This window comes from Terrabacter koreensis (assembly GCF_054783315.1).
In genome coordinates, this window is sequence record NZ_BAAGQU010000005.1 from 834401 (window position 1) to 858462 (window position 24062).

Genomic DNA, 24062 nt, shown 5'->3' on the forward strand with positions numbered 1-24062 from the left:
TCTCCCCCAGGAGACTCAGACGGTCGCGGGAGCCCGCTGCGCCACGGCCGGGAAGTCGGACGCCGTCCTCGCGTGCCGCAGGCCGAGCAGGCCCAGCACCAGGAAGATCGCTGCTGCGATGAAGGCGCCGATGCCGGCGTAGAGGGCGATCGTGCCCATGGTGCCGAAGGCGTAGGCGTTGAGGAGCAGGCCACGCAGGGTGTTGCCCATGAACAGGCTCTGGCGGAGCTCACCGAGGGCCTTGACCTGCGCCTGGTCGGCGTTCGGGTCCTTGGAGAGCTTGATGAACTCGCCCGAGACCTCGGAGTAGGTCCGGTTGTTCGACTGGGTGTTCATGTGCACGAGGATGTAGTGGTCCGCGAAGGCCTTGGCCTGCGCGCCGTTCTCCATCTTCTGACCCGCGAACTGGAGGAGCGCGTCCTTCTGCTCCTGCGTCTCGAGAGCCGCCGCGGCGGGCATCGTGATGTTCTGCTGGCTCAGCTGCTGCTTGACGTTGTCGGCGACGAAGCTGCTGGCGTACGTCAGCAGACCACCCGCCACGACGAGGACGGCCGCGAGGATGAGGCCGGTCCAGGAGATCAGCTTGTCGAGGGTCTTACGCATCGCTCTCTTCTTTCTTCGGTGGGGAGTGTCGGCCTCCCCGTTGGCTCAAAACTACTACTACACGTAGTAGTTGAAAAACGTAATGAGAGAGATCCGCGTCACAGCCGCCTCTCAGGCGGCCCACGGCCGGCTCCTGTCTGGGTGTCGGCTGGGAACAGTTGCCCCGGACCGCTCGTTCAACCGGCATGCACAACCACTTCAACGGGCTCAAGACCGCCGCGCTCTTCGGCGGCATCTGGGCCCTCCTGCTCGGCATCGGCGCGCTGGTCGGCGGCGGGCGGTTCATCTGGCTCTTCGCGCTGATCGGCGTCGCGACGACCTTCTACGGCTACTGGAACAGCGACAAGCTCGCCATCCGGGCCATGCACGCCTACCCCGTGAGCGAGGCGCAGGCGCCGGTGATGTACCGCATCGTGCGCGAGCTCTCCACTGCCGCAGGCAAGCCCATGCCGCGGCTCTACATCAGCCCCACCCAGGCCCCGAACGCCTTCGCGACCGGCCGCAACCCGCAGAACGCCGCCGTCTGCTGCACCGAGGGCATCCTCGGCCTGCTCGACGAGCGTGAGCTCCGAGGCGTGCTCGGGCATGAGCTGATGCACGTCTACAACCGCGACATCCTCACCAGCTCGGTCGCGGCCGCCATCGCCGGTGTCATCACCTCGATCGGCCAGATGCTCATGTTCACGAGCATGTTCGGCGGCGGCAGCTCCGACGACGACCGACCCAACCCCATCGCCCTGCTCGCGATGAGCCTGCTCGCGCCGATGGCCGCGATGATGATCCAGATGGCGATCAGCCGCACCCGCGAGTACGACGCCGACGAGGACGGTGCCAAGCTCACCGGCGACCCGCTGGCCCTCGCGTCCGCCCTGCGCAAGCTCGAGTCCGGGGTGGCGCGGGCCCCGCTGGCACCCCAGCAGGACATCGTCAACGCCAGCCACATGATGATCGCCAGCCCCTTCCGTGCCCAGGACGTCACGCGCTTCCTGTCGACGCACCCGCCGATGGAGCAGCGGATCGCGCGCCTCGAGAACATGGCGGGCGGCCCCTTCCAGCGCTGACCCGACCTGGTGCGGCGCGTCCGAGAGGGCGCTGCGCAACCTGTGCGACGGCGGGCCCGCCGATCTGGCAGGCTCGCCCCTATGCGCAGTCTCACCCTGGCCGAAGCCCGCGAGCGATCCTCGCTGATCACCGTCACGTCGTATGCCGTCGAGCTCGACCTCGACCAGGGTGCCGAGGTCTTCGGCTCGCACACGACGGTGCGGTTCACGTGCGAGCAGCCCGGCGCCGCGACGTGGGTCGACCTCAAGGCGCACTCGGTCGAGACGGTCACGCTCAACGGCGAGCCGATCGAGCCCGACCAGCTGTCCGACGGGCGCCTGCCCCTGGCTCACCTCGCGAGCGAGAACGAGCTCGTCGTCGCCGCGACGATGGCCTACAGCCACGACGGACAGGGGCTGCACCGGGCCACCGACCCCGCCGACGACCTCGACTACGTCTACGGCCACCTCTTCCTCGACGCGGCGCCGAGCGTCTTCGCGTGCTTCGACCAGCCCGACCTCAAGGCCCCCTACGACGTCACGGTGCGTGCGCCCCTCGACTGGACCGTCCTGGGCAACGGCGCCGCCACGCGTACGGCCCCGGGCACGTGGACCCTCGGGAAGACCAAGCCGCTCGCGACGTACTTCGTGACCGTCTGCGCAGGACCGTACGTCTCCGTGCGCGACGAGCACGACGGCATACCGCTCGGCATCCACTCCCGCGCCTCGCTGCGCGAGCCCCTCGAGCGTCACGCGGCCGAGCTCTTCGACGTGACGAAGCGGTCGTTCGACTACTTCCACGGGCTCTTCGGCATCCGCTACCCGTTCGGGGAGTACCACCAGGTGTTCGTCCCCGAGTTCAACGCCGGCGCGATGGAGAACCCGGGCTGCGTCACCTTCCGAGACCAGTACCTCTACCGCGGCGCCGCCACCCGCGACGAGCTGCTGACGCGCGCCAACACGGTGAGCCACGAGATGTCGCACATGTGGTTCGGCGACATCGTCACGATGCGCTGGTGGGACGACCTGTGGCTCAACGAGTCGTTCGCCGAGTACATGTCGCACCGCGCGCTCGTCGACGCGACCGAGTACACCGACGCGTGGGTCGACTCCTCGATCGTGCGCAAGGTGTGGGGCTACGGCGCCGAGCGCTCGCCGTCGACCCACCCCGTCGCCGGTGTCGAGGCGCTCGACGCGCAGAGCGCGCTGCAGAACTTCGACGGCATCTCGTACGCCAAGGGCGCGGCCACGCTGCGCCAGCTCATCGCGTACGTCGGTGACGAGCAGTTCATCGCCGGGGTGCGCGCCTACCTGACCGACAAGTCCTACGGCAACGGCACGCTCGCCGACTTCCTCGGCGCCATCGAGACGGCGAGCGGCAAGGACCTCGACGCCTGGTCGCGCGCCTGGCTGCTCACCGCCGACCGCGACACGATCTCGGTCGACCTCGAGGAGCAGGGCGGCGTCGTCGAGTCCGCCGTCGTGCGGCGCGAGTCGCCCGCCGAGCGCCCGGCCGACCGGCCGCACGCCTTCGACGTGGCGGGCTGGACCGACGGGCGCGAGCTCGCCCGGGCCTCGGTGACGGTCACCGGACCCGAGACGACCCTCGCCGAGCTGGAGGGCACACCGGAGCCGGCCATCGTGGTGGCCAACGCCTCCGACCTGACGTGGGCGCGGGTGCGCCTCTCCGACCAGACGGTGGCGGCGCTGCCGGTGCAGCTGGCGCAGGTGCCCGACGCCCAGGCACGGGCCGTCGTGTGGTCGGCGCTCATCGACGGCGTGCACGGCGCGACCGTCTCTCCCGACGCGTTCCTCGACGTCTTCGACGCGGCGTGGCCGCACGAGTCGAACTCCTCCATCCTGACCCGGGTCGCGGCGTACGCCGAGCACCGCATCGTGCCGTGGTTCGTTCCCCGGGCCTCACAGGACGACGCCCTCGACCGGCTCAACCGCGACGGCACCGGACTGCTCGAGCGCTCCGGGCCGGGCACCACCGAGTCCCTGGCGGCAGCACGTCTCGTCGCCGGCACCAGCGACGACGAGGTGCTGCTGCGGGCCTGGGCCGACGGACACGGTCTGCCCGCCGGCCTCGAGGAGGACGGCGACTTCCGCTGGATCGTCGTGCGCAACCTCGCCTCGCGCGGTCTGGTCGAGGCCCGCGACATCGAGGCCTTCCGCGCGAAGGACGACACCCTCCAGGGCGGCCTCAACGCGCTCATGTGCCGGGCGAGCCTGCCCGAGCCCGACGCCAAGGCCTGGGCCTGGCAGCAGCTCACGGGCCGCGAGGGCCGCTCGAACTACGAGATGATCCACCTCGCGCGGGGCTTCTGGACCGCGCCCGACGACGACCTGGTCGCCGACTACGTGCCGCGGTTCTTCACCGACGTCCCGGCCATGTCGGGGTGGGTCGGCGAGGACGCCCTCTCGCGGGTCGTGCTCGTCGCGTTCCCGAGGGTCTTCACCGAGGAGACGGCGCAGCTGAGCGCCGAGGCCATGTCGCGCGACGACCTGACGCCGGCGGTGCGCCGCTCGCTCGTCGACGCCGATGCCGAGCTGCGCGAGGCCCTGGCCTCGAGGGCCACGTTCGGCGCGGCGGTCTGACCGTCGTGGCGGTGCCCACGCGCGCCGACCTGCCCGAGGCCGTGCTCGCGGTGTGCGACGCCCACGTGCGGCTGCTCGACGAACGGCTGCCGGGCCTGCTCGACGCCCTCCACCTCCACGGGTCGCTCGGCTTCGGTGGCGAGTTCCACGGTGGCAGCGACGTCGACTTCGTCGCGGTGGTGGCCAGGCGCCCCACCGAGGCGGACTGCGAGGTGCTCCGCAGGGTGCACGCCGACATCGACAAGCAGTGGCCGCAGCCGGCATACGACGGGTTCTACTGCGTGGCCGAGGACCTGGCCGGCAGCCCCGACGTCGTGCCCGACGTGCCGGGCGTGCTGCACGGCTGGTTCCACGTCGGCGCCCACGCCGACGTCACCCACATCACGTGGCGCGAGCTGCGCGACCACGGGATCACGGTGCACGGCGACGGTCTCGGCGAGGGTCTCGGCGAGGGTCTCGGCGAGGGTCTCGGTGACGGTCTCGGTGAGACGACGGTCTGGAGCGACGACGAGGCACTGCACCGGTCGACGCGCGACAACCTCGACACCTACTGGCGTGCGCAGCTCGAGGCGATGGAGCACCACCCCCGTGAGGCGTCCCTCCCGCAGGCTGCGGAGTGGGGAGGGCTGGGCGCTCCGCGTCTCGTGCACCTGCTCGCCACGGGTGTGCCGACCTCCAAGTCGGGCGCGGGTCGCTGGGCTCTCGACGCCTACCCCCACCACCGCGAGATCCTCGAGGAGGCGCTGCGGGTGAGGGAGCGCCCCGAGGGCCCCTCGACGTATGCCGCAGAGCCCGACCGCAGGCGCCGTGACCTCGTCGCGCTGATGCGCGAGGTGATCGCCGACGGCGTCGCCCTCCCGTGGCCGCCGCTCGGGCGAGTGCCGACGCCATGACCGGTGCCGCGGCCGGGCCGTGGGTCGTCGAGCTGGCCGACGTCGGCTCGGCGGGGTGCGAGCAGCTGCTGCGCGACTACTACGTCGAGGTGAGCGACCGGTGGCACCGGCTGCACCACGGCCGCGACTCCACCCCGGACGAGATCGAGTCGGGCTTCCCACGGATGCGCAGCGATGACCTCGCGCCACCGACGGGCGAGTTCGTCGTGGCGCGGTCGGCGGACGACCCGTCGCTGCTCGCGGGCTGCGTGGGGCTGCGCCGACTCCGGGACGACCGTGGGCGCCGCGTGGCCGACCTGCGCCGCCTGTACGTGCGGCCCGAGCACCGCGGGACAGGGCTCGGCTCGGCGTTGGTGCTGTGCGCCGAGGAGATCGCCCGGGTGTGGGGCGTGGAGGCGGTGCGGCTCGACACCCGCCGCGACCTCGTCGAGGCCCGGGCGCTCTACGTGCGCCACGGGTGGGCGGAGGTGCCGGCCTTCAACGACGGGCCCTACGCCGAGGTCTGGTACGCCAAGGAGCTGGCCCGGCAGGACGACGCCTGACGGTCGTGGAGGTTCTGCGGCACCTGCCGCCGCAGAACCCCCACGACCTGGGCAGTCGGTGATCCACGAGGACGGGCGCCGAGCCGCTTTTTGACCCGACGCCCTGCGATGCCTGTACCCAGCGGGTCCCGCTCTGTCCCGGAACGAGCCGAGGAAAGGCGTGCCACTTCTTCGGGGCGAGGAGGGAACGTCGAGCGCAGCGAGCCGCTGCGGCCGCGGTCAGCGAGGTCGGCCGGCCACGAGCCCGACAGGGTCACCACGGGCTGGGCGCGTAGTCCTTGACGAAGCAGCCGTAGAGGTCCTCGCCGGCCTCGCCGCGCACGATCGGGTCGTAGACGCGCGCGGCACCGTCGACGAGGTCGAGCGGCGCGTGCCAGCCCTCCGCCGCGATGCGCAGCTTCTCGTCGTGGGGCCGCTCGTCGGTGATCCAGCCGGTGTCGACCGCGGTCATGAGGATGCGGTCGGACTCGAACATCTCACCGGCGCTCGTGCGGGTCAGCATGTTGAGGGCGGCCTTGGCCATGTTGGTGTGCGGGTGCCCGGGACCCTTGTAGCGGCGCGAGAACTGCCCCTCCATCGCCGAGACGTTGACGACGTACGCGCGTCGTGCGCCTCCCGCGATCGCGGCGCGCATCGCCGGGCGCAGCCGTGACACGAGGATGAACGGCGCTGTGGAGTTGCACAGCTGGACCTCGAGCAGCTCGAGCGGGTCGACCTCCTCGACCTTCTGCGTCCACGAGTTGTTGCGCTGCAGGTCGGGCAGCAGGCCGCCGGCGTCGACCGCAGTGCCGGCGAGGTGCGCCTCGAGACTCGCGTGACCGGCCTGGAGGGCCAGCGCCGTCATCGACGCCGCGGTCTGCGCCGCGACGGCGTGCTCGACGCTCTCGCCGTCGTGGTGGGCGACCGCGTGGTTCTCCAGCGCGCCGGCGATCGAGGCAGGGTGGGCCTCGCTGATGCGGTCGAACGTCACCATCTCGGGAAGCACCACGCCGTCGGGCAGCGGCGCCGACTCGAGCTCGACGAGGTTGCTGTAGGCGCCGGGGGAGCGGCGCACCGTCTGGGCGGCGTTGTTGATGAGGATGTCGAGCGGTCCGGCGGCGGACACCTCGTCGGCCAGGGCGACGACCTGCGTGGGGTCGCGCAGGTCGATGCCGACGATCTTGAGCCGGTGGATCCAGTCGGCCGAGTCGTCCATCGAGGCGAACCGGCGCATCGCGTCCTTGGGGAAGCGCGTCGTGATCGTCGTGTGGGCGCCGTCGCGCAGCAGCCGCAGCGCGATGTACATGCCGATCTTCGCGCGGCCGCCGGTGAGCAGGGCGCGCTTGCCCGTGAGGTCGGTGCGCTGGTCGCGCTTGGCGTGGCTCGCGGCCGCGCAGTCGGGGCAGAGCCAGTGGTAGAAGGCGTCGACGAGCGTGTAGTCCTTCTTGCAGATGTAGCAGCCGCGCGGGTTGACCAGTTCACCCGCGAAGGCGCCGGAAGCGTTGGACACCAAGGGAATTCCCTTGGTCTCGTCGTCGATGCGCATCGGCGACCCGGTGGCCGTCGACTCGATGACCTGCCGGTCGGCCTTGCGCTCGGCCCACGTCTTGGCGTTGCGCCGGTCCTTCTTCAGCCGCTTGTACATCAGCGACGCCGCGCGCTTCAGGGTCTCGAAGTCGGGGTCGTCGAGCTCCAGCGACGGGGCGAGGGCGAGCACCCGCACAGCGGTCGCGACGTCCTCGGGGTCGAGGCGCACGACGGCGGCGGGGTCCAGCTCGTCGAGCCCGCTGGGCTCGGTCTCGGTCTCACTCACCGCGCAAGGGTACGCGTGTGGCCGGGTGCGCCCCGAATCGTCGCGCCCCACGCCTGCGTATGCCGCTGGGCAGCGTCGTCGCCAGCCACCGGGAGCGTGGTGGCCGGCGACGGAGGCGACCCGACGGCATACGTGCTCAGGGGCGTCGGGGTGGTTGGCCTCGCCCGGGGTCACGTGGGGGCGGTGCACACCCTCTCGCGTCCCCGGCGCGGGGATCGGGGGGCGTCAGCTGGTGCTGTCGGGCCGGACGGCCAGGGTGACCTCGACGTCCTGGCGGGAGCCGCCGCGGATGATCGTCAGCTTCGTCTTCTCGCCCGCCGTCATCTCGCGGATCTGCGCGACGAGGGCCGTCGCGGAGTCGACGTGCTGACCGTCGACGGCGATGATGACGTCGCCGGTCTTGATGCCGGCGTTGGCGGCCGGGGTGCCGCCGGTGACCGCCACCACCTGGGCGCCGGCGCGCTTGGCAGCCCCGTCGGTCACGGTCGTGTCGCGGGTGCTGACGCCGAGGAACGCGTGCTGCGCCTTGCCGCTCTTGATCAGCTGGTCGGCGATCGACTTGGCCTCCTTGACGGGGATCGCGAAGCCGATGCCGATGTTGCCGCTCTGGCTGCCCTGGCTCTGGCCCAGCGAGGCGATCGAGGAGTTGATCCCGATGAGCTCGCCCTTGGCGTTGACGAGGGCGCCGCCGGAGTTGCCGGGGTTGATCGCCGCCGAGGTCTGGATGGCGTTCGTGACGACCTCGTTGCCCGACGACTGCTGCCCGAACGGCGACTCGTTCGAGCTGCCGGTGCTCACAGGACGGTTGAGCGCCGAGACGATGCCGGTCGTCACGGTGCCCGACAGGCCGAGCGGGTTGCCGACGGCCATGGTCGGGTCGCCGACCTTGAGCGACTCGGAGTCTCCGAGGGTGATCGGCGTCAGGTCGCTCGGCGCGCTCGTCAGCTTGATGACGGCGAGGTCGGTCGACGGGTCGGTGCCGACGACCGTGGCGTCGTAGGTGCGGCCGTCGCTGAGCGTCACGGTGATCGAACCGTTGCCGCCCGCACCCTCCACGACGTGGTTGTTGGTGAGGATGTGGCCGCTCTTGTCGAAGACGACGCCCGAGCCGGCGCCGGAGCTCTGCTGAGTCGTCACGTCGATGCTGACGACGCTCGGCGCGACGGCTGCCGCCACGGCCCCCCAGTCGGGTGCCGTCGCGTTGCCCTGCACCACGGTGGGCGAGGAGTTCTGGTTCGTGCTGGTCGTCGCCGTGGCGGACGGCATCGTGGTGGTCGACGTCCCCTGGCCGTCGAGCTGGGTGACGGCGTAGGTGCCGCCGCTCGCGAGCACGGCCGCCAGGAGGGCGACGCTGACCGTCTGGCCGAGCCGCCGGTCCCGCTTCGGGGCGGGGCGGCTGCCCTCGCCGAGAGGCGGCGTGGGCGGTGAGGGCGGCGCCGGCGGAGACGTGGGCGCGGCCTGGCCGTAGTAGTCGGCCTGCGGAATCTGCTGCGTGCGGTCCTCGGGTGCCAGGGTCATGGCTCCTCCTCGATCTGGGCTGTTGCCTCCCATGACATCCACCCAGCTTGGGTCCGCGTTGTGCCGTTCCTAAGAATCCGCTGTGCCTTGGCGCCGGGTGCCCGACGACACGGTCGCGCCCTGCTCTGCGGCGGCCCGGCGTGGCAGCTCCACGACGATGGTCGCGCCCCCGCCGGGGGTCTCCTGGACGCGCACGCGCCCGCCGTGCGCCGCGACGATGGCCTGCACGATGGCGAGCCCCAGCCCGTTGCCGCCGCCCTTGCCGCGGCTGCGCGACCAGTCGGCGCGGTAGAAGCGCTCGAAGACGTTCTGGCGGTCCTGCACCGGTATGCCGGCACCGTGGTCGCGGACGTGGAGCGCGACGTGGTCGACGTCGACCCGGCCGACGAGGATCTCGATCGGTGTGCCGTCGGGCGTGTGCACCCGGGCGTTGGTCACGAGGTTCGTCACGACCTGGCGCAGCTGCTGCTCGTCGGCCCGCAGCTCGGTCGGCTCGATCGGGCCGTTGATGCCGGTCGCGACGATGTGGCGTCCGGGTGCGATGGTGCGGGCGTCCTGCGCGGCGTCTGCCGCGAGCACCGCGAGGTCGACCGGCTGCAGCTCGAGCGGGCGCTCGCCGTCGAGGCGGGCCAGCGTGAGCAGGTCCTCGACGAGGCCACTCATCCGGGTCGCCTCGGACTCGATGCGGCCCATCGCACCGGTGACGGCGTCGGCGGTGGGCAAGGCGCCCTGGCGGTAGAGCTCGGCGTAGCCGCCGACGGCTGCCAGAGGGGTGCGCAGCTCGTGCGAGGCGTCGGCGATGAAGCGGCGCATCTTGGCCTCGTTCGCCTCGCGCACGGCGAAGCTCTGCTCGATGCGGGCGAGCATGGCGTTGAGCGACCGGGAGAGCGAGGCGACCTCGTCGTCGGTGTCGGGCACGTCGATGCGCTGGGTGAGGTCGCCCACAGCGATCTTGGCGGCGGTGTCCTCGATGCGGGTGAGCGGCCGGAAGGTGCGGCGCACGAGGTACCAGCCGAGCAGGGCCGTGAGCAGCAGCGCGATCGCCCCGATGCCCGCGGCATACAGGAGGAACTGGGTGACGGTGGCGTCGAGCGGGCGCACCGGGAGCGCGACGACGACGACGGCAGTGCCCTCGTCGTTCAACCTCGCCACCGCGATCCAGGTGCCCTCACCGTCTCGCGAGCCGACGCGGAACGGCAACTTGCTGATGACGTTCTGGTCGTCAGGCGTGACGGCCGGGACGGCGGGCGGTGCGGGCTCGAGGGTGGCCTGGCCCAGCTCGATCTGCTCTTTCGTCGAGATGACCGACGCGATGGCCGTGAAGTTCGAGGGCAGCCCCGAGCTGGTGCGCTGCAGCTCGGCGAGGTCGACGGACGCCAGGCTCGTCGCGTAGACGTCCAGCTCCTGCTCGGTCTGGTTGACGAGGTAGGCACGGAGCAGGGCGCTGACGACGATCGAGGTGACGGCGAGCGCCACGGCGATGAGCCCGAGGGTGACGCCGAGCAGGCGCCAGCGCAGCGACACCGCGCCGAGCCGACGCGACAGGGACCGCCGGCCGGTCGCGGGCGAGGAGGCCGTCCGTGACGTCACGTCGGGCCCGGGTCAGGCGGTGGTGGGCTCTGGGGGCACTCGCAGAACGTAACCCACGCCGCGCTTGGTGTGGATGAGTGACGGCCCGTCGGCGTCGATCTTGCGGCGCAGGTAGGAGATGTACGACTCGACGATGCCGGACTCGCCGCGGAAGTCGTAGTCCCACACGTGGTCGAGGATCTGCAGCTTCGACAGCACCCGGTTCGGGTTGAGCAGCAGGTAGCGCAGCAGCTTGAACTCGGTGGGGGACAGGTCGATGACCCGGCCGGCGCGCCGCACCTCGTGGGAGTCCTCGTTGAGCTCGAGGTCGTGGAACTTGAGGGTCGCGCCGTCGTCGACCTGACCGCGCGTGCGGCGCAGCACCGCGCGGATGCGGGCGATGACCTCCTCGAGGCTGAACGGCTTGGTGACGTAGTCGTCGCCGCCCACGGTGAGGCCCTGGATCTTGTCGCCGGTGGCGTCGCGTGCCGTGACGAAGACGATGGGCTGCTGGCGGCCGCGGTCGCGCAGCCGTCGGGTCACCTCGAAGCCGTCGACGTCGGGGAGCATGACGTCGAGGACGACGAGGTCGGGCTCGGACTCCGCGGCGATGGCGAGGGCGGTGGTGCCGTCGCCGGCGGTCTCGACCTCGAAGCCGGCGAAGCGCAGCGAGGTCGCGAGCAGCTCACGGATGTTCGGCTCGTCCTCGACGACGAGCAGGCGCGCCTCGGGCGCGGGTGCGGTCTGGGTGTCCACGGTCCCAGTGTCAGGGTGTTTGCTGGGAGTTCGCTGGGAGAGTTGCGCAGGCCGATCACCCGTCCGCGGGGTGGGAGATCGCGGTGGCCTAGCGTGGGCGCCGATGACAGTCCTGCTGCTGGCACCGCTGCTCGGCCTCCTCGTCGGGCTCGTGATGGGCGCACTCGGCGGGGGCGGCGCCGTCGTCGCGGTGCCGGTGCTCGTCTACCTGCTCCACCAGCCGGTGCGTGAGGCGACGACGATCTCGCTCGTCGTCGTCCTCTTCGGCGCCGTGGTCGGGCTGGTCGGCCTGCGCGGCAGCGGCCGGGTCGACTGGAGGACCGGCCTCGTCTTCGGCGGCCTCGGCCTGGGCGGATCGGTGCTCGGGTCGCGGGCGTCGGTGCTCGTCGACCCGCGCGTGCTCCTGGCCGGCTTCGCCGTGCTGCTCGCCGTCGTCGGGGTGCTCACCTGGCTGCACGCGCGGCGACCGGAGGCGTCCGCGGAGGGCGCCGGTGAGGTCTCACTGACCCAGCTCGTGCCGACGGCCTTCGGCGTGGGCGCCCTGACCGGGTTCTTCGGCGTGGGCGGCGGTTTCGTCGCCGTGCCCGCTCTCACCCTCGTCATGCGGCTGCCCGTCGTCGTCGCCACGTCGACGAGCCTCGTCGTCATCGCGGTCAACGCGACGGCCGCGCTGGCGACCCGGGTCCTCGGGGGCGGCGTCGGCGACGTGCCGTGGGACCTCGTCGTCACGTTCGCGCTCGGCACCGGCCTCGGCACCTGGCTCGGCAGCCGGGTGTCCGGGCGTGCCGCCGGGCCGGTGCTGCTGCGTGCCTTCGCGGTCTTCCTCGCCGTGCTCGCCGTCGTCGTCGGCGCCGAGGCGCTACGCGCCTGACAGCCTCCCGGGTCCCGGCGGGCTCAGAGGTCGTCCGCGTCGACGATCCGGTACGCGTACCCCTGCTCCGCGAGGAAGCGCTGGCGGTGCGCGGCGAAGTCGGCGTCGACGGTGTCGCGGCTCACGATCGTGTAGAAGTGCGCGGTGCGTCCGTCGCCCTTGGGGCGCAGCACCCGTCCGAGACGCTGCGCCTCCTCCTGCCGCGAGCCGAAGGTGCCGCTGATCTGGATCGCGACGCTCGCCTCGGGCAGGTCGATCGAGAAGTTCGCGACCTTGCTGACGACGAGCGTGCTGATCTCGCCGGTGCGGAACGCGTCGTAGAGCCGCTGGCGCTCCTTGACGGAGGTCTCGCCGGTGATGACGTCGGCGCCGAGCCGCTCGGCCACTTCGTGCAGCTGGTCGAGGTACTGCCCGATCACCAGCGTCGGCTCGCCGACGTGCTTGGCGGCGAGCTTCTCGATGACCCCGAGCTTCGCGTCGGTGCACGACGCGAGGCGGTAGCGCTCGTCGGGCTCGCTGACGGCGTACGCCATCCGCTGACCCTCGGGGAGGGTCACCCGCACCTCGACGCAGTCCGCGGGAGCGATGTAGCCCTGCGCCTCGATGTCCTTCCACGGCGCGTCGAAGCGCTTCGGGCCGATGAGGCTGAAGACGTCGGCCTCGCGGCCGTCCTCGCGCACGAGCGTGGCCGTGAGCCCGAGCCGGCGGCGCGCCTGCAGGTCGGCCGTCATGCGGAAGATCGGCGCGGGCAGCAGGTGCACCTCGTCGTAGACCACCAGGCCCCAGTCGCGCGCGTCGAGCAGGTCGAGGTGGGCGTACGCGCCCTTCCGCTTCGTCGTCAGCACCTGGTAGGTCGCGATGGTGACGGGGCGGATCTCCTTGCGGGCTCCGGAGTACTCGCCGATCTCGTCCTCCGTCAGGGTGGTGCGGCGCAGCAGCTCGTCCTTCCACTGCCGCGCGCTGACCGTGTTGGTGACGAGGATGAGGGTCGTCGCCTTCGCGGCGGCCATCGCGCCCGCACCCACGAGCGTCTTGCCGGCGCCGCAGGGGAGCACGACGACGCCCGAGCCGCCGTGCCAGAAGCCGTCGACGGCGTGCTGCTGGTAGGGCCGCAGGTGCCACCCGTCCTGCTGGAGGTCGATGGGGTGCGCCTCGCCGTCGACGTAGCCGGCGAGGTCCTCGGCCGGCCAGCCCACCTTGAGCAGCTCCTGCTTGAGAGTGCCGCGCTCGCTCGGGTGCACGGTGACGGCGAGGTCGTCGATGCGCTCGCCGGTGAGCGGCTTGATCTTCTTGTGCCGCAGCACCTCCTCGAGCACCGGGCGGTCGGTCGTGCGCAGCACGAGCCGCGTGCCCCCCTCGGAGTCCGCGAAGCCCTCCTTCTCGAGGGTGAGGCGCCCGTATCGGTCCATCGTGTCGGCCACGTCGACGAGCAGGGCGTGCGGGACGGCATACCTGCTGAAGGACATGAGGGCGTCGACGACCTGCTCGGCGTCGTGCCCGGCGGCGCGGGCGTTCCACAGGCCGAGCGGGGTGATGCGGTAGGTGTGCACGTGCTCGGGGGCGCGCTCGAGCTCGGCGAACGGCGCGATGGCGCGGCGGGCCTCCTCGGCGCGCGGGTGCTCGACCTCGAGGAGGAGGGTCTTGTCGCTCTGGACGATCAGGGGTCCGTCATTCATCGTCAAGCTCAACCCAGCTCTCGGTTCGATGTATTCCGCGGTGACCGGTGACCCCCGAACACATCGAACGGGGGTCGAGGGGCGCCGGATGCCGTGGTGACAGTATGGGCGAATGCGATCCCCACAGGTCGAGGCGGCGACGGGGCTGCCGACGAAGGTGACGATCTACGAGGTCGGTCCGCGCGACGGCCTCCAGAACGAGAAGACCGTCGTGCCGGCCGCGACGAAGGTCGAGTTCATCCGGCGGCTCGAGGCGGCCGGGCTCGGCACCATCGAGACGACCTCGTTCGTGCCGGCGAAGTGGGTGCCGCAGATGGGCGACGCCGAGGAGGTGCTCGGGGCGCTCGGCGAAGACGGCCGCGGCCGCCGCCGGCCCGCTCTCGTGCCGAACGAGCGCGGCCTCGACCGCGCCGAGGAGCTGGGCCTCACGGCCATCGCGATCTTCGGCTCCGCCACCGAGACCTTCGCGCAGAAGAACCTCAACCGGTCCGTCGCCGAGCAGTACGCGATGTTCGAGCCGGTCGTCAAGCGCGCGCTCGCCGACGACATGTGGGTGCGCGCCTACGTCTCGATGTGCTTCGGGGACCCGTGGGAGGGACCGGTGCCGGTCGAGCAGGTCGTCGACACCGCCGAGCGGCTCATGGACCTCGGCTGCCACGAGCTGAGCCTCGGCGACACCATCGGCGTCGGCACCACCGGTCACGTGCACCGGCTGCTCGAGGCGCTCGACGCCCGGGGCATCGGCACCGACCGGGTCGCGGTGCACTTCCACGACACCTACGGCCAGGCCCTCGCCAACACCATGGCCGCGCTGCGCGACGGCGTCTCGGTCGTCGACGCGGCAGCAGGCGGCCTGGGCGGCTGCCCGTACGCGAAGTCGGCCACCGGCAACCTCGCCACCGAGGACCTCGTCTGGGCGCTGCACGGCGCCGGCGTCGAGACCGGCGTCGACCTCGACGCCCTCGTCGAGACATCGGTGTGGATGGCCGGTCAGCTCGGTCGGCCGTCACCGAGCAACGTCGTGCGGGCGCTCGCCGGCGCCTGAGCCCGAGCGAGTCACCCGCTCAGCGGGGTGGCTGGTCCTTCACGAGGTGGAGCAGCCAGTCACGGTCGGTGCGGATCAGGGCGTAGCGACGCGCCCCCGAGCCGCCGTGGAGCACGAAGACGATGCGGTGGTCGTCGCGTGACTCCTCCTCCCACCAGCCCGTCTCGGCGACCGTCTTGTGCTCGTCGGCGTAGGTGAGGTGGTCGAGGTCGTGGTCGTCGACCGCGACGGCCAGCCGGTCGTGCCGGCTCGACGTGGGCAGCCCCTTGGGCACCGCCCACGAGCGCAGCACGCCGCCCTCCTCGAGCCGCAGGTCGAAGTGCGGCCGCGGCTTCCGGTGGTCGTGGAGCACGTATGCCGGCCGGTGACCTCCGCCTGTTTCCTTGCCTGCCAAGGCGGCTCAGCTCTCGAGCGTCGCGCCGACGATGCGGTGCACCGAGAAGGACTTCTCGTGGCCGGACTCGTCCGTGGCGCGCACCCGGCCGCCCTCCACCCGCTGCGGGTGGATCAGGTGGCGGCTCGTCGCGCCGTGCCCGTCGGAGTAGCCGATCCACACGCCGTGCCGGTCTGCGACCGCGTCGCGCAGCAGCGAGAGCGTGACGACCGGGTCCATCGCCTGGATGCGGGGACCGGGCCGCGACTCGTCCTCGGCCCGTCTCTGGTCCGCGGTGGCCTCGGCGGCCCGCAGCCCGTCGACGAGGGTCTGCGTGTAGGCGCGATCGACGGGAGAGACCGCGGGGCCCGGGCCCCGGCGGCGTGCGCCGGCGCGGCGCCGCGGTGCCTCGGCGTGCACGACCGTGCCGTCCTGGCCCTCGTGCACCGGCGCGAAACCGCTGTCGCGGAGCAGGTCGACGAGCACCCGCGGGTCGGCCGACGACACGAGCACCGTCGGCGCGAGGCGCCGCAGCCGCAAGGGCGCGAGCTCGCGCGAGGCCAGCATCGTGTCGAGCACCGACTCGTCGTCCGAGCGGACGTATGCCGCCGCGCCGCCGATGCGGGTCTGCCCGTGCCGTCGTGCGACGTCCGACACGAGGTACTCGAGGGGCTGGGGCAGCGGCGTGCGGCTCGAGCGGCGCACGGTCTCGATGAAGTCGGCGGCCGTCCAGCCCGCGTCGAGTGCGCGCCGCACGGACTCTGGGGTGAAGCGGTAGACGGTCGCGCCGCCGCGCGACTCGACGTCGGCGGCGAGCCGCATGAACGACCCGAGGCCACCCACGAGCGGACCGGGTGCGACGGCGGTGAGGTCGGCCTGGACGAGGATGTGGTCGACGGGCGACGGCAGGTGCGGTGACATCGCGGCCGCCGCGCGGTCGAGCAGGGACGGGGCGTCGGGCTCGGTGTCGGCCCCGGCCGGCGCCGCCCCCGTGCCCGGGACGGGTGCCGGGACGAGGACGCGTCCGGCCTGCGAGAGCGCACCGCGACCCGTGACCCCCAGCCACTCGGCCTCGCGGAGCACGGCGTCGACGGCCTCGTCGAGCACGCCGGCGGACCGGTTCGGGCGCCGCCAGGCGAGGCGCTCGCGAAGCGAGTCCGGTGCCGGTGCACGGCCGAGCTCGAGCGAGGCGAGCTCGCGCAGCACCTCGCGGCGGATGCCGCGGATGGCGGGCCACTGCACGTCGGGGCCGAGCGCGTTGGCCGGTCCGGTGCCCGTGCTGCGCCGCCCCACGAGGTGCGGCGCGCGCGTCGACGCGAGCCACGCCAGGGCGAGCGTGGCCCACCGGTGGCCGGCCTCGCTCGAGCTCCAGTCGTCGATCTCCGACGTGGGAGCCCACACCGGCACGACCTCGCCGTCGTCGGCGACGAGCCCGGCGGCATACGCGAGCTCGACGACGAAGGCCGTGTGCTCGGGGTCGAGGTCGAGCGCTGTCTGGGCCAGGCGGAGGTCGCGGACCGACAGCCCGCCAGCCCGCAGCACCCGTGGGGGCTCGGCACCCCACGCGGCCGTGAGCTCGTCGAGGTGGGTGAGGCACTCGCTCGCCGCCCCGCCGGCCGCCGCGTCGACGAGCGAGACCGTGCGCGCCTCGACCACCGGTGGGGTGAGCTCCGGGGCGCGGTGCAGCCGGCCGTCGCGCAGCACGAGACCGACCTCGCGCGGCAGGGCGACCCGGTCGGCGGAGACGGGCACGAGCAGGTGGTGCTCGAGCAGCCAGCGGGCGGTGGTGCGGCCGGGTGTCGCGGTGGGCAGCACCCCGAACGCCGGGCCCCACGTCATGCGCTCGAGCATCGCCCGGGCGTCGTCGGGTGCCTCGGCGATGACGGCCGCGACGTGCTCCGGGGACGAGTGCTCGGCCGGCGCCGACGGGCGCAGCTCGCGCATCGGCGCCCCGAGGCCGGCGACGGACGTGCCGAGCACCTCGGGCACCGTGCGCACCACGTGGTGGCCGTCGGCGCCGCGCCAGACGAGCGCCGACCTCCAGAGGTCCTCCACGAGCGAGTCGACCGTCGACGCGTCGTCGGAGCCCAGCAGGCGCAGCAGGTCGGCGCGGTCGGCGGCGTCACCTGCCACGACCAGGGCCTCGAGCACCTGCAGGTGCCCTCGGTCGAGGGCCTCGACGGCTCGCTGGATGCTCGCGCGCGTGCCGGCCCGCGCCGCGAGCGAGGTGAGGTCGGCCGGTGCGGGGCGCGCGAGATCGGGGCGCGCGAGCACGAGGTCGATGAGCTGGGCGTCGCTGCGACCGCGGATGTCGTCGGCGAGGCTGCGGCTCGGGGTGGCCATCCTCCCAACCTAGTGCCCGTTTCGTCGGGCCTCCGCGTCACCGACCCGGGTCGGCCGCTAGCGTTGGGCGCATGAGCGCGCTCTCGCCCGCGTCCGCCGCCGGTGCCGCATCGGCCCAGCCCACCGGGCAGCAGTGGACCATCGGGCACGGTCCGTTCGAGGCGACCGTCGTCGAGGTCGGGGGCGGGCTGCGCACGATGACCCGTGACGGTGTCGACGTCGTGGCCGGGTACGCCGCCGACGAGGCCTGCGCGTCGGGCCGCGGCCAGCAGCTGATGCCCTGGCCGAACCGGATCCGCGACGGCAAGTACACCTTCGGCGGCACCGAGCACCAGCTCTCCATCACCGAGGTGCCGCGCGGCAACGCGAGCCACGGCCTCGTGCGCTGGGCGCTCTGGGAGCTCGTCGAGATCGAGGACGACATGGTCACCGTCGGCTACCGGCTGCACCCGCAGCCGGGCTGGGACCACTTCCTCGACCTGCGCACCACGTACCTGCTCGACGACTCCGGCCTCGTCGTCACGACGGCGGCGCGCAACGTCGGCCCGTCGCCCGCGCCCTTCGGCTACGGCGCCCACCCCTACCTGGCGATCGGCGAGACCCTCCTGCCCGAGGTCGAGCTGACGATCCCGGCCCGCAGCTGGGTGCAGGTCGACGACCGGCTGCTGCCGAGCGCGACCCTCCCGGTCGAGGGGCAGCCGCTCGACTTCCTCCGCCCGCACGCGGTCGGTGACGTGCGCCTCGACACCGCCTACACCGACGTGGTGCGCGACGACGACGGCATGTGGCGGTGCACGGTGGCCGCCGCCGACCGCGCCGCCACCCTGTGGGCCGACGCGGCCTTCCCCTGGCTGCAGGTCTTCACGGCCATCGCCGAGGACCGCAAGGGCGAGGTCGGCATCGCCGTCGAGCCGATGAGCTGCCCCGCCGACGCCTTCAACTCCGGCGCCGGGCTCGTCGTGCTCGAGCCCGGCGAGGAGTGGACCGGCACGTGGGGCATCAGCCCCGCCTGACGGCAGACGGAAGTCCGGCTTGCCCGGAGCCGTTAGGCTTGAAGCGAGCGCAAGGAGCGCCATCGAGTCGTGCCGTCATCCGCGCGACCGACGACATGCAACGAGGTGGACTGTGCCGACTGGCAAGGTCAGGTTCTACAACGCCGACAAGGGCTTCGGGTTCATCACCGACGAGTCCGGTGCCGACGTCTTCCTGCACGCGAACGCCCTACCGGCGGGCGTCACGGTCAAGCCTGGCGTCCGGGTCGAGTTCGGCGTCGTCGACGGCCGCAAGGGTCCGCAGGCGCTCTCCGTGAAGGTGCTCGACCCGGTGCAGTCCGTCGTCGCCAACAAGACGGCGCAGACCCGCAAGACGCCCGAGGAGCTCGTCGTCATCATCGAGGACGTCGTCCAGCTGCTCGACGGCGCGAGCGCCGGCTACCGCGCCGGCCGTCGCCCCGAGCGCAAGCTGGCCTCGAACCTCGCGCGCGCCCTCCGCGGGCTCGCGGACGAGCTGGAGAAGTGACCCCATGACCGTGACCGCCACCGCCTCGACGAAGAAGGACGCCGTGCTGCTCGCGGCGGCCGACCTGGCCCGTGCCGCCCTCGAGGAGGTCGCCGAACCGGGCACCGTCGGCGCCCACCTCGGCATGGACCTGCTCGAGGAGCGCCTCGGCATGCACTGGTTCGAGTGCACGTCGCCGGGCTACCGCGGGTGGCGGTGGGGCGTCAGCGTCGCGCGCGTGCCGCGCGGCAAGGTCGCGACGGTCTGCGAGACGAACCTGCTGCCCGGTCCCGAGGCCGTGCTCGCCCCCGAGTGGCTCCCGTATGCCGACCGGCTGGCTCCCGGCGACCTCGGCGCGGGCGACGTGCTGCCCTTCCGGCCCGACGACCCGAACCTCGAGGCCGGCTTCGAGGCGACCGGCGACGAGGACGTCGACCAGATGGCCTTCTTCGAGCTCGGTCTCGGCCGGCCCCGCGTGCTGTCCGCCGAGGGCCGCGAGGCCGCGGCCACGCGGTGGTACGCCGGCGACAACGGCCCGACGTCCGAGGTCGCGGCCAAGGCCACCGAGCGCTGCACGACCTGCGGCTACTTCCTGCCGATGGCCGGTGCGCTGCGCGGCACGTTCGGCGTGTGCGCCAACGAGTGGAGCCCGTCCGACGGCCGGGTCGTCTCGCTCGACCACGGCTGCGGCGCGCACTCCGAGACCGACGTCGAGCACCCGGAGCCGACGTCGGTCGGCGACCCGATCGTCGATGAGTTCGCTGTCGACCTCGAGCCTGCCGAGGCGGCCGAGCCGGCCGAGACCTCGGACGAGCAGCCCGCCGACAAGGCCCAGAGCGACGAGACCCCGAGCGACGAGACCCCGAGCGACGAGACCCCGAGCGACGAGACCCCGAGCGACGAGACCCCGAGCGACGCCGAGCCGGCCGCCGAGGCGGTCCAGGTCGACGAGCCGGGCCAGCACGGCTCCGACGACCCGGTCACCGACTGACCGGGCGGGCCCAGCGGAACCGGTCGCGGCAGCTCAGGCGGCGTCGCGCGCGTTGCCGCGCCCCCGGCGTACGTAGGCCCAGCCGATGCCGCCGAGCACGAAGCCGGCGACGCATGCCCACGGCCACCAGTCGCGGTCTCCCTCGTGCAGGGCGGGCACGACGAGCGTCACGACGAGGGCGACGACCCACGCGGCCAGTCCGACCTCGATGATGCGCAGCATCGGCACGTGCAGGGGCTCGATCTGCTCGGGTGCTGCCGAGGGGGCCGGGGACGGGTCGGTCACGCCCGCCAGCCTACGGTCTGGGAACGCAGCCGAAACACGGCACCACTAAGGTGTGCGGCATGTCAGCCGATACCACCACTCGTCCGGACACGGCATCCGGGCTCGACCGCTACTTCAAGATCACCGAGCGCGGCTCCACCGTGGCGCGCGAGGTGCGGGGCGGCATCGTCACCTTCTTCACGATGGTCTACATCGTCGTGCTCAACCCGATCATCCTCTCGGGTGTCGTCGACGGCTCCGGGCACATGATCGGCGGCGTCGACAACCTCGTCGAGAGCAAGCTGCTCGTCGCGGTGGGCACCGCGGTCGTGGCCGGCGTCATGTCGATCGCGATGGGGCTCTTCGCGAACTTCCCGATCGCGCTCGCGGCCGGCCTCGGCATCAACGGCCTCATCACCGGAATGGTGATCACCCACGCGTCGCAGAAGATCACGTACGCCGACCTCATGGGCCTCGTGGTCATCGAGGGCGTCATCATCCTCGTGCTCGTGCTGACCGGCTTCCGCAAGGCCGTCTTCAAGGCGATCCCGCCGCCGCTCAAGGTCGCCATCTCGGTCGGCATCGGCCTGTTCATCGCGTTCATCGGCGTCATCGACGCGGGCTTCGCGCGCCGGCCCACGACCCCCGGGTCGGTGCCGAGCGAGCTCGGTATCGGCGGCAGCCTCACCGGCTGGCCGACGCTCGTCTTCGTCGTGGGCGTCTTCCTCATCGCGATCCTGCTCATCCGCAAGGTCAAGGGCGCGATCCTCATCGGCATCGTCTCGGCGACGGTGCTGGCCATGGTGCTCGAGGCGATCTTCAAGCTCGGTCCGCGCGTCTACGACGACAAGGGTGCGCTCACCAACCCCGACACGTGGGTGCTCACGGTGCCCGCGCTGCCGAGCTCGATCACGAACACGCCCGACCTCGGCATCCTCGGGCAGTTCAGCCTGCTCGGCTCGTTCGAGAAGCTCGGCATCATCACGGCCTCGCTCTTCGTCTTCTCGCTGCTGCTCGCCGACTTCTTCGACACGATGGGCACGGTCGTGGCCATCGGCACCGAGGCCGAGCTGCTCGACGACGAGGGCAACCCGCCGCACACCGACCGCATCCTCGTCGTCGACTCGGTCGCGGCGATCGCGGGTGGCGCGGGCGGCGTCAGCAGCAACACCTCGTACATCGAGTCGGCGTCCGGCGTCGAGGAGGGTGCACGCACCGGCCTCGCGTCGATCGTCACCGGTGTGCTCTTCCTGCTCGCGACGTTCCTCGCGCCGCTCTTCGCCGTCGTGCCGTCGGAGGCCGCGGCCCCGGCGCTCGTCATCGTCGGCTTCCTGATGATGACCCAGGTGACGAACATCGACTGGCACGACATGGAGGTCGCCCTGCCGGCGTTCCTCACGATCGTGCTCATGCCGTTCACCTACAACATCACGGTGGGCATCGGCGCCGGCTTCATCGCGTGGGTGCTGGTCAAGATCGCGAAGGGGCACGCCCGCCGCATCCACCCGCTGCTGTGGGTGGTCTCGGGTCTCTTCGTGCTCTACTTCGCGAAGACCCCGCTCGAGGCGCTCTTCACCTGAGTCGTCCTGCCACTGCTCGACCCGAGCACGTATGCCGTGAAGGCCCCCTCCCGCTCGGGAGGGGGCCTTCGTGCGTCTCACGCCCCACAACCCTGGACACGCGGGAATGGTTAGCCGAGGTAATGAGTTAGGCTAAGCACCACCAGACAGCACTTCCGAGGACCCGCCCCTTGCGTACCAAGACTCCGATCACCCACCTTTCCAGGGCCGAGCTCGTCTCGCTCTCCAACGACATCCGACTGGCCTGCATGCGCATCTCGCGCCGGGTCCGGTTCGAGTCCGACCGCGAGCTGCCGCCGCACCAGTTCTCGGTGCTCGCGCGCCTCGAGGACACCCCTCGCACCAACAGCGAGCTCGCCGAGATCGAGCAGGTGTCGGCCCCGAGCATGAAGCGCACCACGAGCGCGCTCGTCGAGGCCGGCTACGTCGCGCGCGCCGACGACCCCACCGACGGGCGGCAGGTGATCCTGTCGCTGACCGGCGAGGGCCGCAAGGCGCTGCGCCGCATCCGCCGCCACCGCGACGAGTGGCTGCTCGCGCGCTTCGAGACGCTCACCGACGAAGAGAGGGAGCTGCTCCAGCAAGCCGCGGCCGTCCTAGCGAAGGTGGCCACGAAGTGAGCCCCACCTTCCACTCGCTGTCCATCCCCAACTACCGGGTGTACGCCTCGGGCGCGATCGTCTCCAACGTCGGCACCTGGATGGGCCGGGTCGCCCAGGACTGGCTCGTGCTCACGGTCCTCACCGACCACTCGGCCACGGCGCTGGGTGTCGTCACCGGCCTGCAGTTCCTGCCGTTCCTGCTCCTCGCGCCCTTCGCCGGGATGATCGTCGACCGCTTCCCGAAGCGGCGCGTCCTCTTCCTGACCCAGACCGCGCTGCTCGTCACGGCGCTGCTCCTCGCGGTGCTGACGGCGACCGGAGTCGTCGAGCTCTGGCACGTCTACGCCCTCGCGTTCCTGCAGGGCGTCGCGACGGCGGTCGACAACCCGGCGCGCCAGACGTTCGTGTCCGAGATGGTCGACACCGAGCACCTGCCCAACGCGGTGGCCCTCAACAGCGCCTCGTTCAACCTGGGCCGGCTCATCGGTCCAGCCGCTGCGGGCCTGGTCATCGCCGGGTTCGGCATCGCGCCGGCGCTCTACGCCAACGCCGCGACCTTCGTCTTCGTGCTCGTCGCGCTGCTGCGGCTCGACACGAAGCTGCTCACCCCGTCGCCGAGGGCACGGGGCAAGGGCCAGATCCGTGCGGGGCTGCGCTACGTCAAGGGGCGCCCCGACCTCGTGCTCATCATGGCGCTGGTCTTCGTGCTGGGCACCTTCGGGATGAACTTCCAGGTCACCATGGCGCTGATGGCCACCAAGGTCTTCGACAAGGGGCCGGGGGAGTACGGCCTGCTCGGGTCGATCATGGCGGTCGGCTCGCTCACCGCCGCGCTGCTCTCCGCCCGTCGGGCCCGCCCCCGCCTGCGTGTCCTGCTCGCCGCTCTGGTCGGCTTCACCATCTCGACCGCGCTGCTGTCGACGGCCGCCAACTACGTCCTGTTCGCGGTCTTCCTCGTGCCGACCGGCCTGTCGGCCCTCACCGCTCTGACCACGGCCAACGCCATGGTGCAGGTGAGCGTCGACCCGGTGATGCGCGGTCGCGTCATGGCGCTCTACATGGCGATCTTCATGGGTGGCACGCCCTTCGGTGCGCCGATGATCGGCTGGATCGGCGACGCCTGGGGCCCGCGCTGGACCATCGCGATCGGCACCATCGCCGTCGGCCTCAGCCTGGTGGCGGTGGCCCTGTGGTTCGCGCGTCGGCAGAATGTCGCGGTGACCATCCAGACCCAGCGGCACCCGCGCCTGCGCATCCAGCTCGCCTCGGCGGTGCCGACGTCCCCCGAGGTGACGAAGTGAACTTCAAGTTCCGCCACCGCGCCACGCTCGCGGCGCTCGTCCTCTTCATCGCGATCGCGGTCGTCGCCGCCTTCGTCAAGCGCTGACCACCGCGGCCGGACGCATCGACCGCGTACGTCCGCCGCGCGTCTCCACCCCGACGCCACAGGAGCGGCCGCCCGTCATGGGCGACCGCTCCTGCCTCGTGGCGCGAACCCGGCCGGGG

At 72.0% G+C, this 24062-nt stretch carries 21 protein-coding genes; 12 read left to right on the forward strand and 9 right to left on the reverse strand.

Features of this window, described 5'->3' with window-relative positions; genetic code table 11:
- Positions 1–15 precede the first annotated feature (15 nt).
- Positions 16–603, reverse strand: a complete 588-nt coding sequence (locus ACYVNR_RS16160; protein ID WP_045186939.1) for a hypothetical protein — start codon at positions 601–603, stop codon at positions 16–18.
- Between the two features lie 185 nt (positions 604–788).
- Between ACYVNR_RS16160 and htpX the strand changes: the two genes are divergently transcribed.
- The 4 genes from htpX (at position 789) to ACYVNR_RS16180 (ending at position 5679) form a co-directional block, all read left to right on the forward strand.
- Positions 789–1664, forward strand: coding sequence for a zinc metalloprotease HtpX (gene htpX, locus ACYVNR_RS16165; protein WP_045186936.1), 876 nt, complete (start codon positions 789–791; stop codon positions 1662–1664).
- 81 nt (positions 1665–1745) lie between these two features.
- Complete coding sequence (gene pepN / locus ACYVNR_RS16170; RefSeq protein ID WP_461049325.1) at positions 1746–4244, forward strand: aminopeptidase N; 2499 nt, start codon at positions 1746–1748, stop codon at positions 4242–4244.
- A gap of 11 nt (positions 4245–4255) precedes the next feature.
- Positions 4256–5137, forward strand: coding sequence for a hypothetical protein (locus ACYVNR_RS16175; RefSeq protein WP_461049327.1), 882 nt, complete (start codon positions 4256–4258; stop codon positions 5135–5137).
- Positions 5134–5679 (forward strand): GNAT family N-acetyltransferase, encoded by a 546-nt coding sequence (locus ACYVNR_RS16180; protein WP_461049329.1) that lies wholly within the window; start codon positions 5134–5136, stop codon positions 5677–5679. The genes ACYVNR_RS16175 and ACYVNR_RS16180 overlap by 4 nt, the downstream gene beginning before the upstream one ends.
- Before the next feature lie 253 nt (positions 5680–5932).
- Here ACYVNR_RS16180 and ACYVNR_RS16185 read toward each other — a convergent pair whose 3' ends face one another.
- The 4 genes from ACYVNR_RS16185 to ACYVNR_RS16200 all read right to left on the reverse strand — a co-directional run bounded on the left by ACYVNR_RS16185 (position 5933) and on the right by ACYVNR_RS16200 (position 11314).
- Positions 5933–7471, reverse strand: a complete 1539-nt coding sequence (locus ACYVNR_RS16185) for an SDR family NAD(P)-dependent oxidoreductase (protein WP_082080630.1) — start codon at positions 7469–7471, stop codon at positions 5933–5935.
- A gap of 225 nt (positions 7472–7696) precedes the next feature.
- Positions 7697–8989, reverse strand: coding sequence for a S1C family serine protease (locus ACYVNR_RS16190; protein ID WP_461049331.1), 1293 nt, complete (start codon positions 8987–8989; stop codon positions 7697–7699).
- Positions 8990–9058: 69 nt separating this feature from the next.
- Entirely contained in the window at positions 9059–10579 is a 1521-nt protein-coding gene (locus tag ACYVNR_RS16195) for a sensor histidine kinase (protein ID WP_461049333.1), read from the reverse strand.
- A gap of 12 nt (positions 10580–10591) precedes the next feature.
- Positions 10592–11314, reverse strand: a complete 723-nt coding sequence (locus tag ACYVNR_RS16200) for a response regulator transcription factor (protein WP_458801464.1) — start codon at positions 11312–11314, stop codon at positions 10592–10594.
- A 103-nt stretch (positions 11315–11417) separates the two neighbouring features.
- Here ACYVNR_RS16200 and ACYVNR_RS16205 point away from each other — a divergent pair, with 103 nt between their 5' ends.
- A complete protein-coding gene (locus ACYVNR_RS16205; protein WP_458801466.1) occupies positions 11418–12185 on the forward strand; it encodes a sulfite exporter TauE/SafE family protein in 768 nt (255 codons plus the stop codon).
- Positions 12186–12208: 23 nt separating this feature from the next.
- On the opposite strand, the gene ACYVNR_RS16210 is transcribed toward ACYVNR_RS16205, so the two are convergent.
- Complete coding sequence (locus ACYVNR_RS16210) at positions 12209–13861, reverse strand: DNA repair helicase XPB (RefSeq protein WP_461049336.1); 1653 nt, start codon at positions 13859–13861, stop codon at positions 12209–12211.
- Between the two features lie 112 nt (positions 13862–13973).
- On the opposite strand from ACYVNR_RS16210, the gene ACYVNR_RS16215 reads away from it, so the two are divergent.
- Positions 13974–14906, forward strand: coding sequence for a hydroxymethylglutaryl-CoA lyase (locus tag ACYVNR_RS16215; RefSeq protein ID WP_045186921.1), 933 nt, complete (start codon positions 13974–13976; stop codon positions 14904–14906).
- 19 nt (positions 14907–14925) lie between these two features.
- On the opposite strand, the gene ACYVNR_RS16220 is transcribed toward ACYVNR_RS16215, so the two are convergent.
- On the reverse strand, positions 14926–15300 hold the full coding sequence (locus ACYVNR_RS16220; protein WP_461049338.1) for a DNA polymerase ligase N-terminal domain-containing protein: 375 nt from the start codon (positions 15298–15300) through the stop codon (positions 14926–14928).
- A gap of 6 nt (positions 15301–15306) precedes the next feature.
- Positions 15307–17622, reverse strand: coding sequence for a helicase-associated domain-containing protein (locus tag ACYVNR_RS16225; RefSeq protein WP_461049340.1), 2316 nt, complete (start codon positions 17620–17622; stop codon positions 15307–15309).
- Positions 17623–17693: 71 nt separating this feature from the next.
- On the opposite strand from ACYVNR_RS16225, the gene ACYVNR_RS16230 reads away from it, so the two are divergent.
- From ACYVNR_RS16230 to ACYVNR_RS16240, 3 genes are all read left to right on the forward strand, one after another.
- Positions 17694–18635 (forward strand): aldose 1-epimerase family protein, encoded by a 942-nt coding sequence (locus ACYVNR_RS16230; protein ID WP_458801469.1) that lies wholly within the window; start codon positions 17694–17696, stop codon positions 18633–18635.
- A gap of 112 nt (positions 18636–18747) precedes the next feature.
- Entirely contained in the window at positions 18748–19140 is a 393-nt protein-coding gene (locus ACYVNR_RS16235; RefSeq protein ID WP_045186909.1) for a cold-shock protein, read from the forward strand.
- Between the two features lie 4 nt (positions 19141–19144).
- The gene (locus tag ACYVNR_RS16240) at positions 19145–20110 is read left to right on the forward strand and encodes a DUF3027 domain-containing protein (RefSeq protein WP_461049343.1); all 966 of its coding nucleotides are present in this window, start codon (positions 19145–19147) and stop codon (positions 20108–20110) included.
- Between the two features lie 33 nt (positions 20111–20143).
- Here ACYVNR_RS16240 and ACYVNR_RS16245 read toward each other — a convergent pair whose 3' ends face one another.
- Positions 20144–20395 carry a DUF2530 domain-containing protein gene (locus tag ACYVNR_RS16245; RefSeq protein ID WP_052677025.1) on the reverse strand — a complete coding sequence of 84 codons (252 nt, stop codon included), beginning with the start codon at positions 20393–20395 and terminating at the stop codon, positions 20144–20146.
- Between the two features lie 59 nt (positions 20396–20454).
- Here ACYVNR_RS16245 and ACYVNR_RS16250 point away from each other — a divergent pair, with 59 nt between their 5' ends.
- The 3 genes from ACYVNR_RS16250 (at position 20455) to ACYVNR_RS16260 (ending at position 23857) form a co-directional block, all read left to right on the forward strand.
- Positions 20455–21954: an NCS2 family permease gene (locus tag ACYVNR_RS16250; protein WP_461049345.1), complete on the forward strand. Its 1500-nt coding sequence runs from the start codon at positions 20455–20457 to the stop codon at positions 21952–21954.
- 170 nt (positions 21955–22124) lie between these two features.
- Positions 22125–22574, forward strand: coding sequence for a MarR family winged helix-turn-helix transcriptional regulator (locus ACYVNR_RS16255; RefSeq protein WP_045186900.1), 450 nt, complete (start codon positions 22125–22127; stop codon positions 22572–22574).
- Positions 22571–23857 (forward strand): MFS transporter, encoded by a 1287-nt coding sequence (locus ACYVNR_RS16260; protein WP_045186898.1) that lies wholly within the window; start codon positions 22571–22573, stop codon positions 23855–23857. The genes ACYVNR_RS16255 and ACYVNR_RS16260 overlap by 4 nt, the downstream gene beginning before the upstream one ends.
- The last annotated feature ends 205 nt before the right edge of the window (positions 23858–24062 follow it).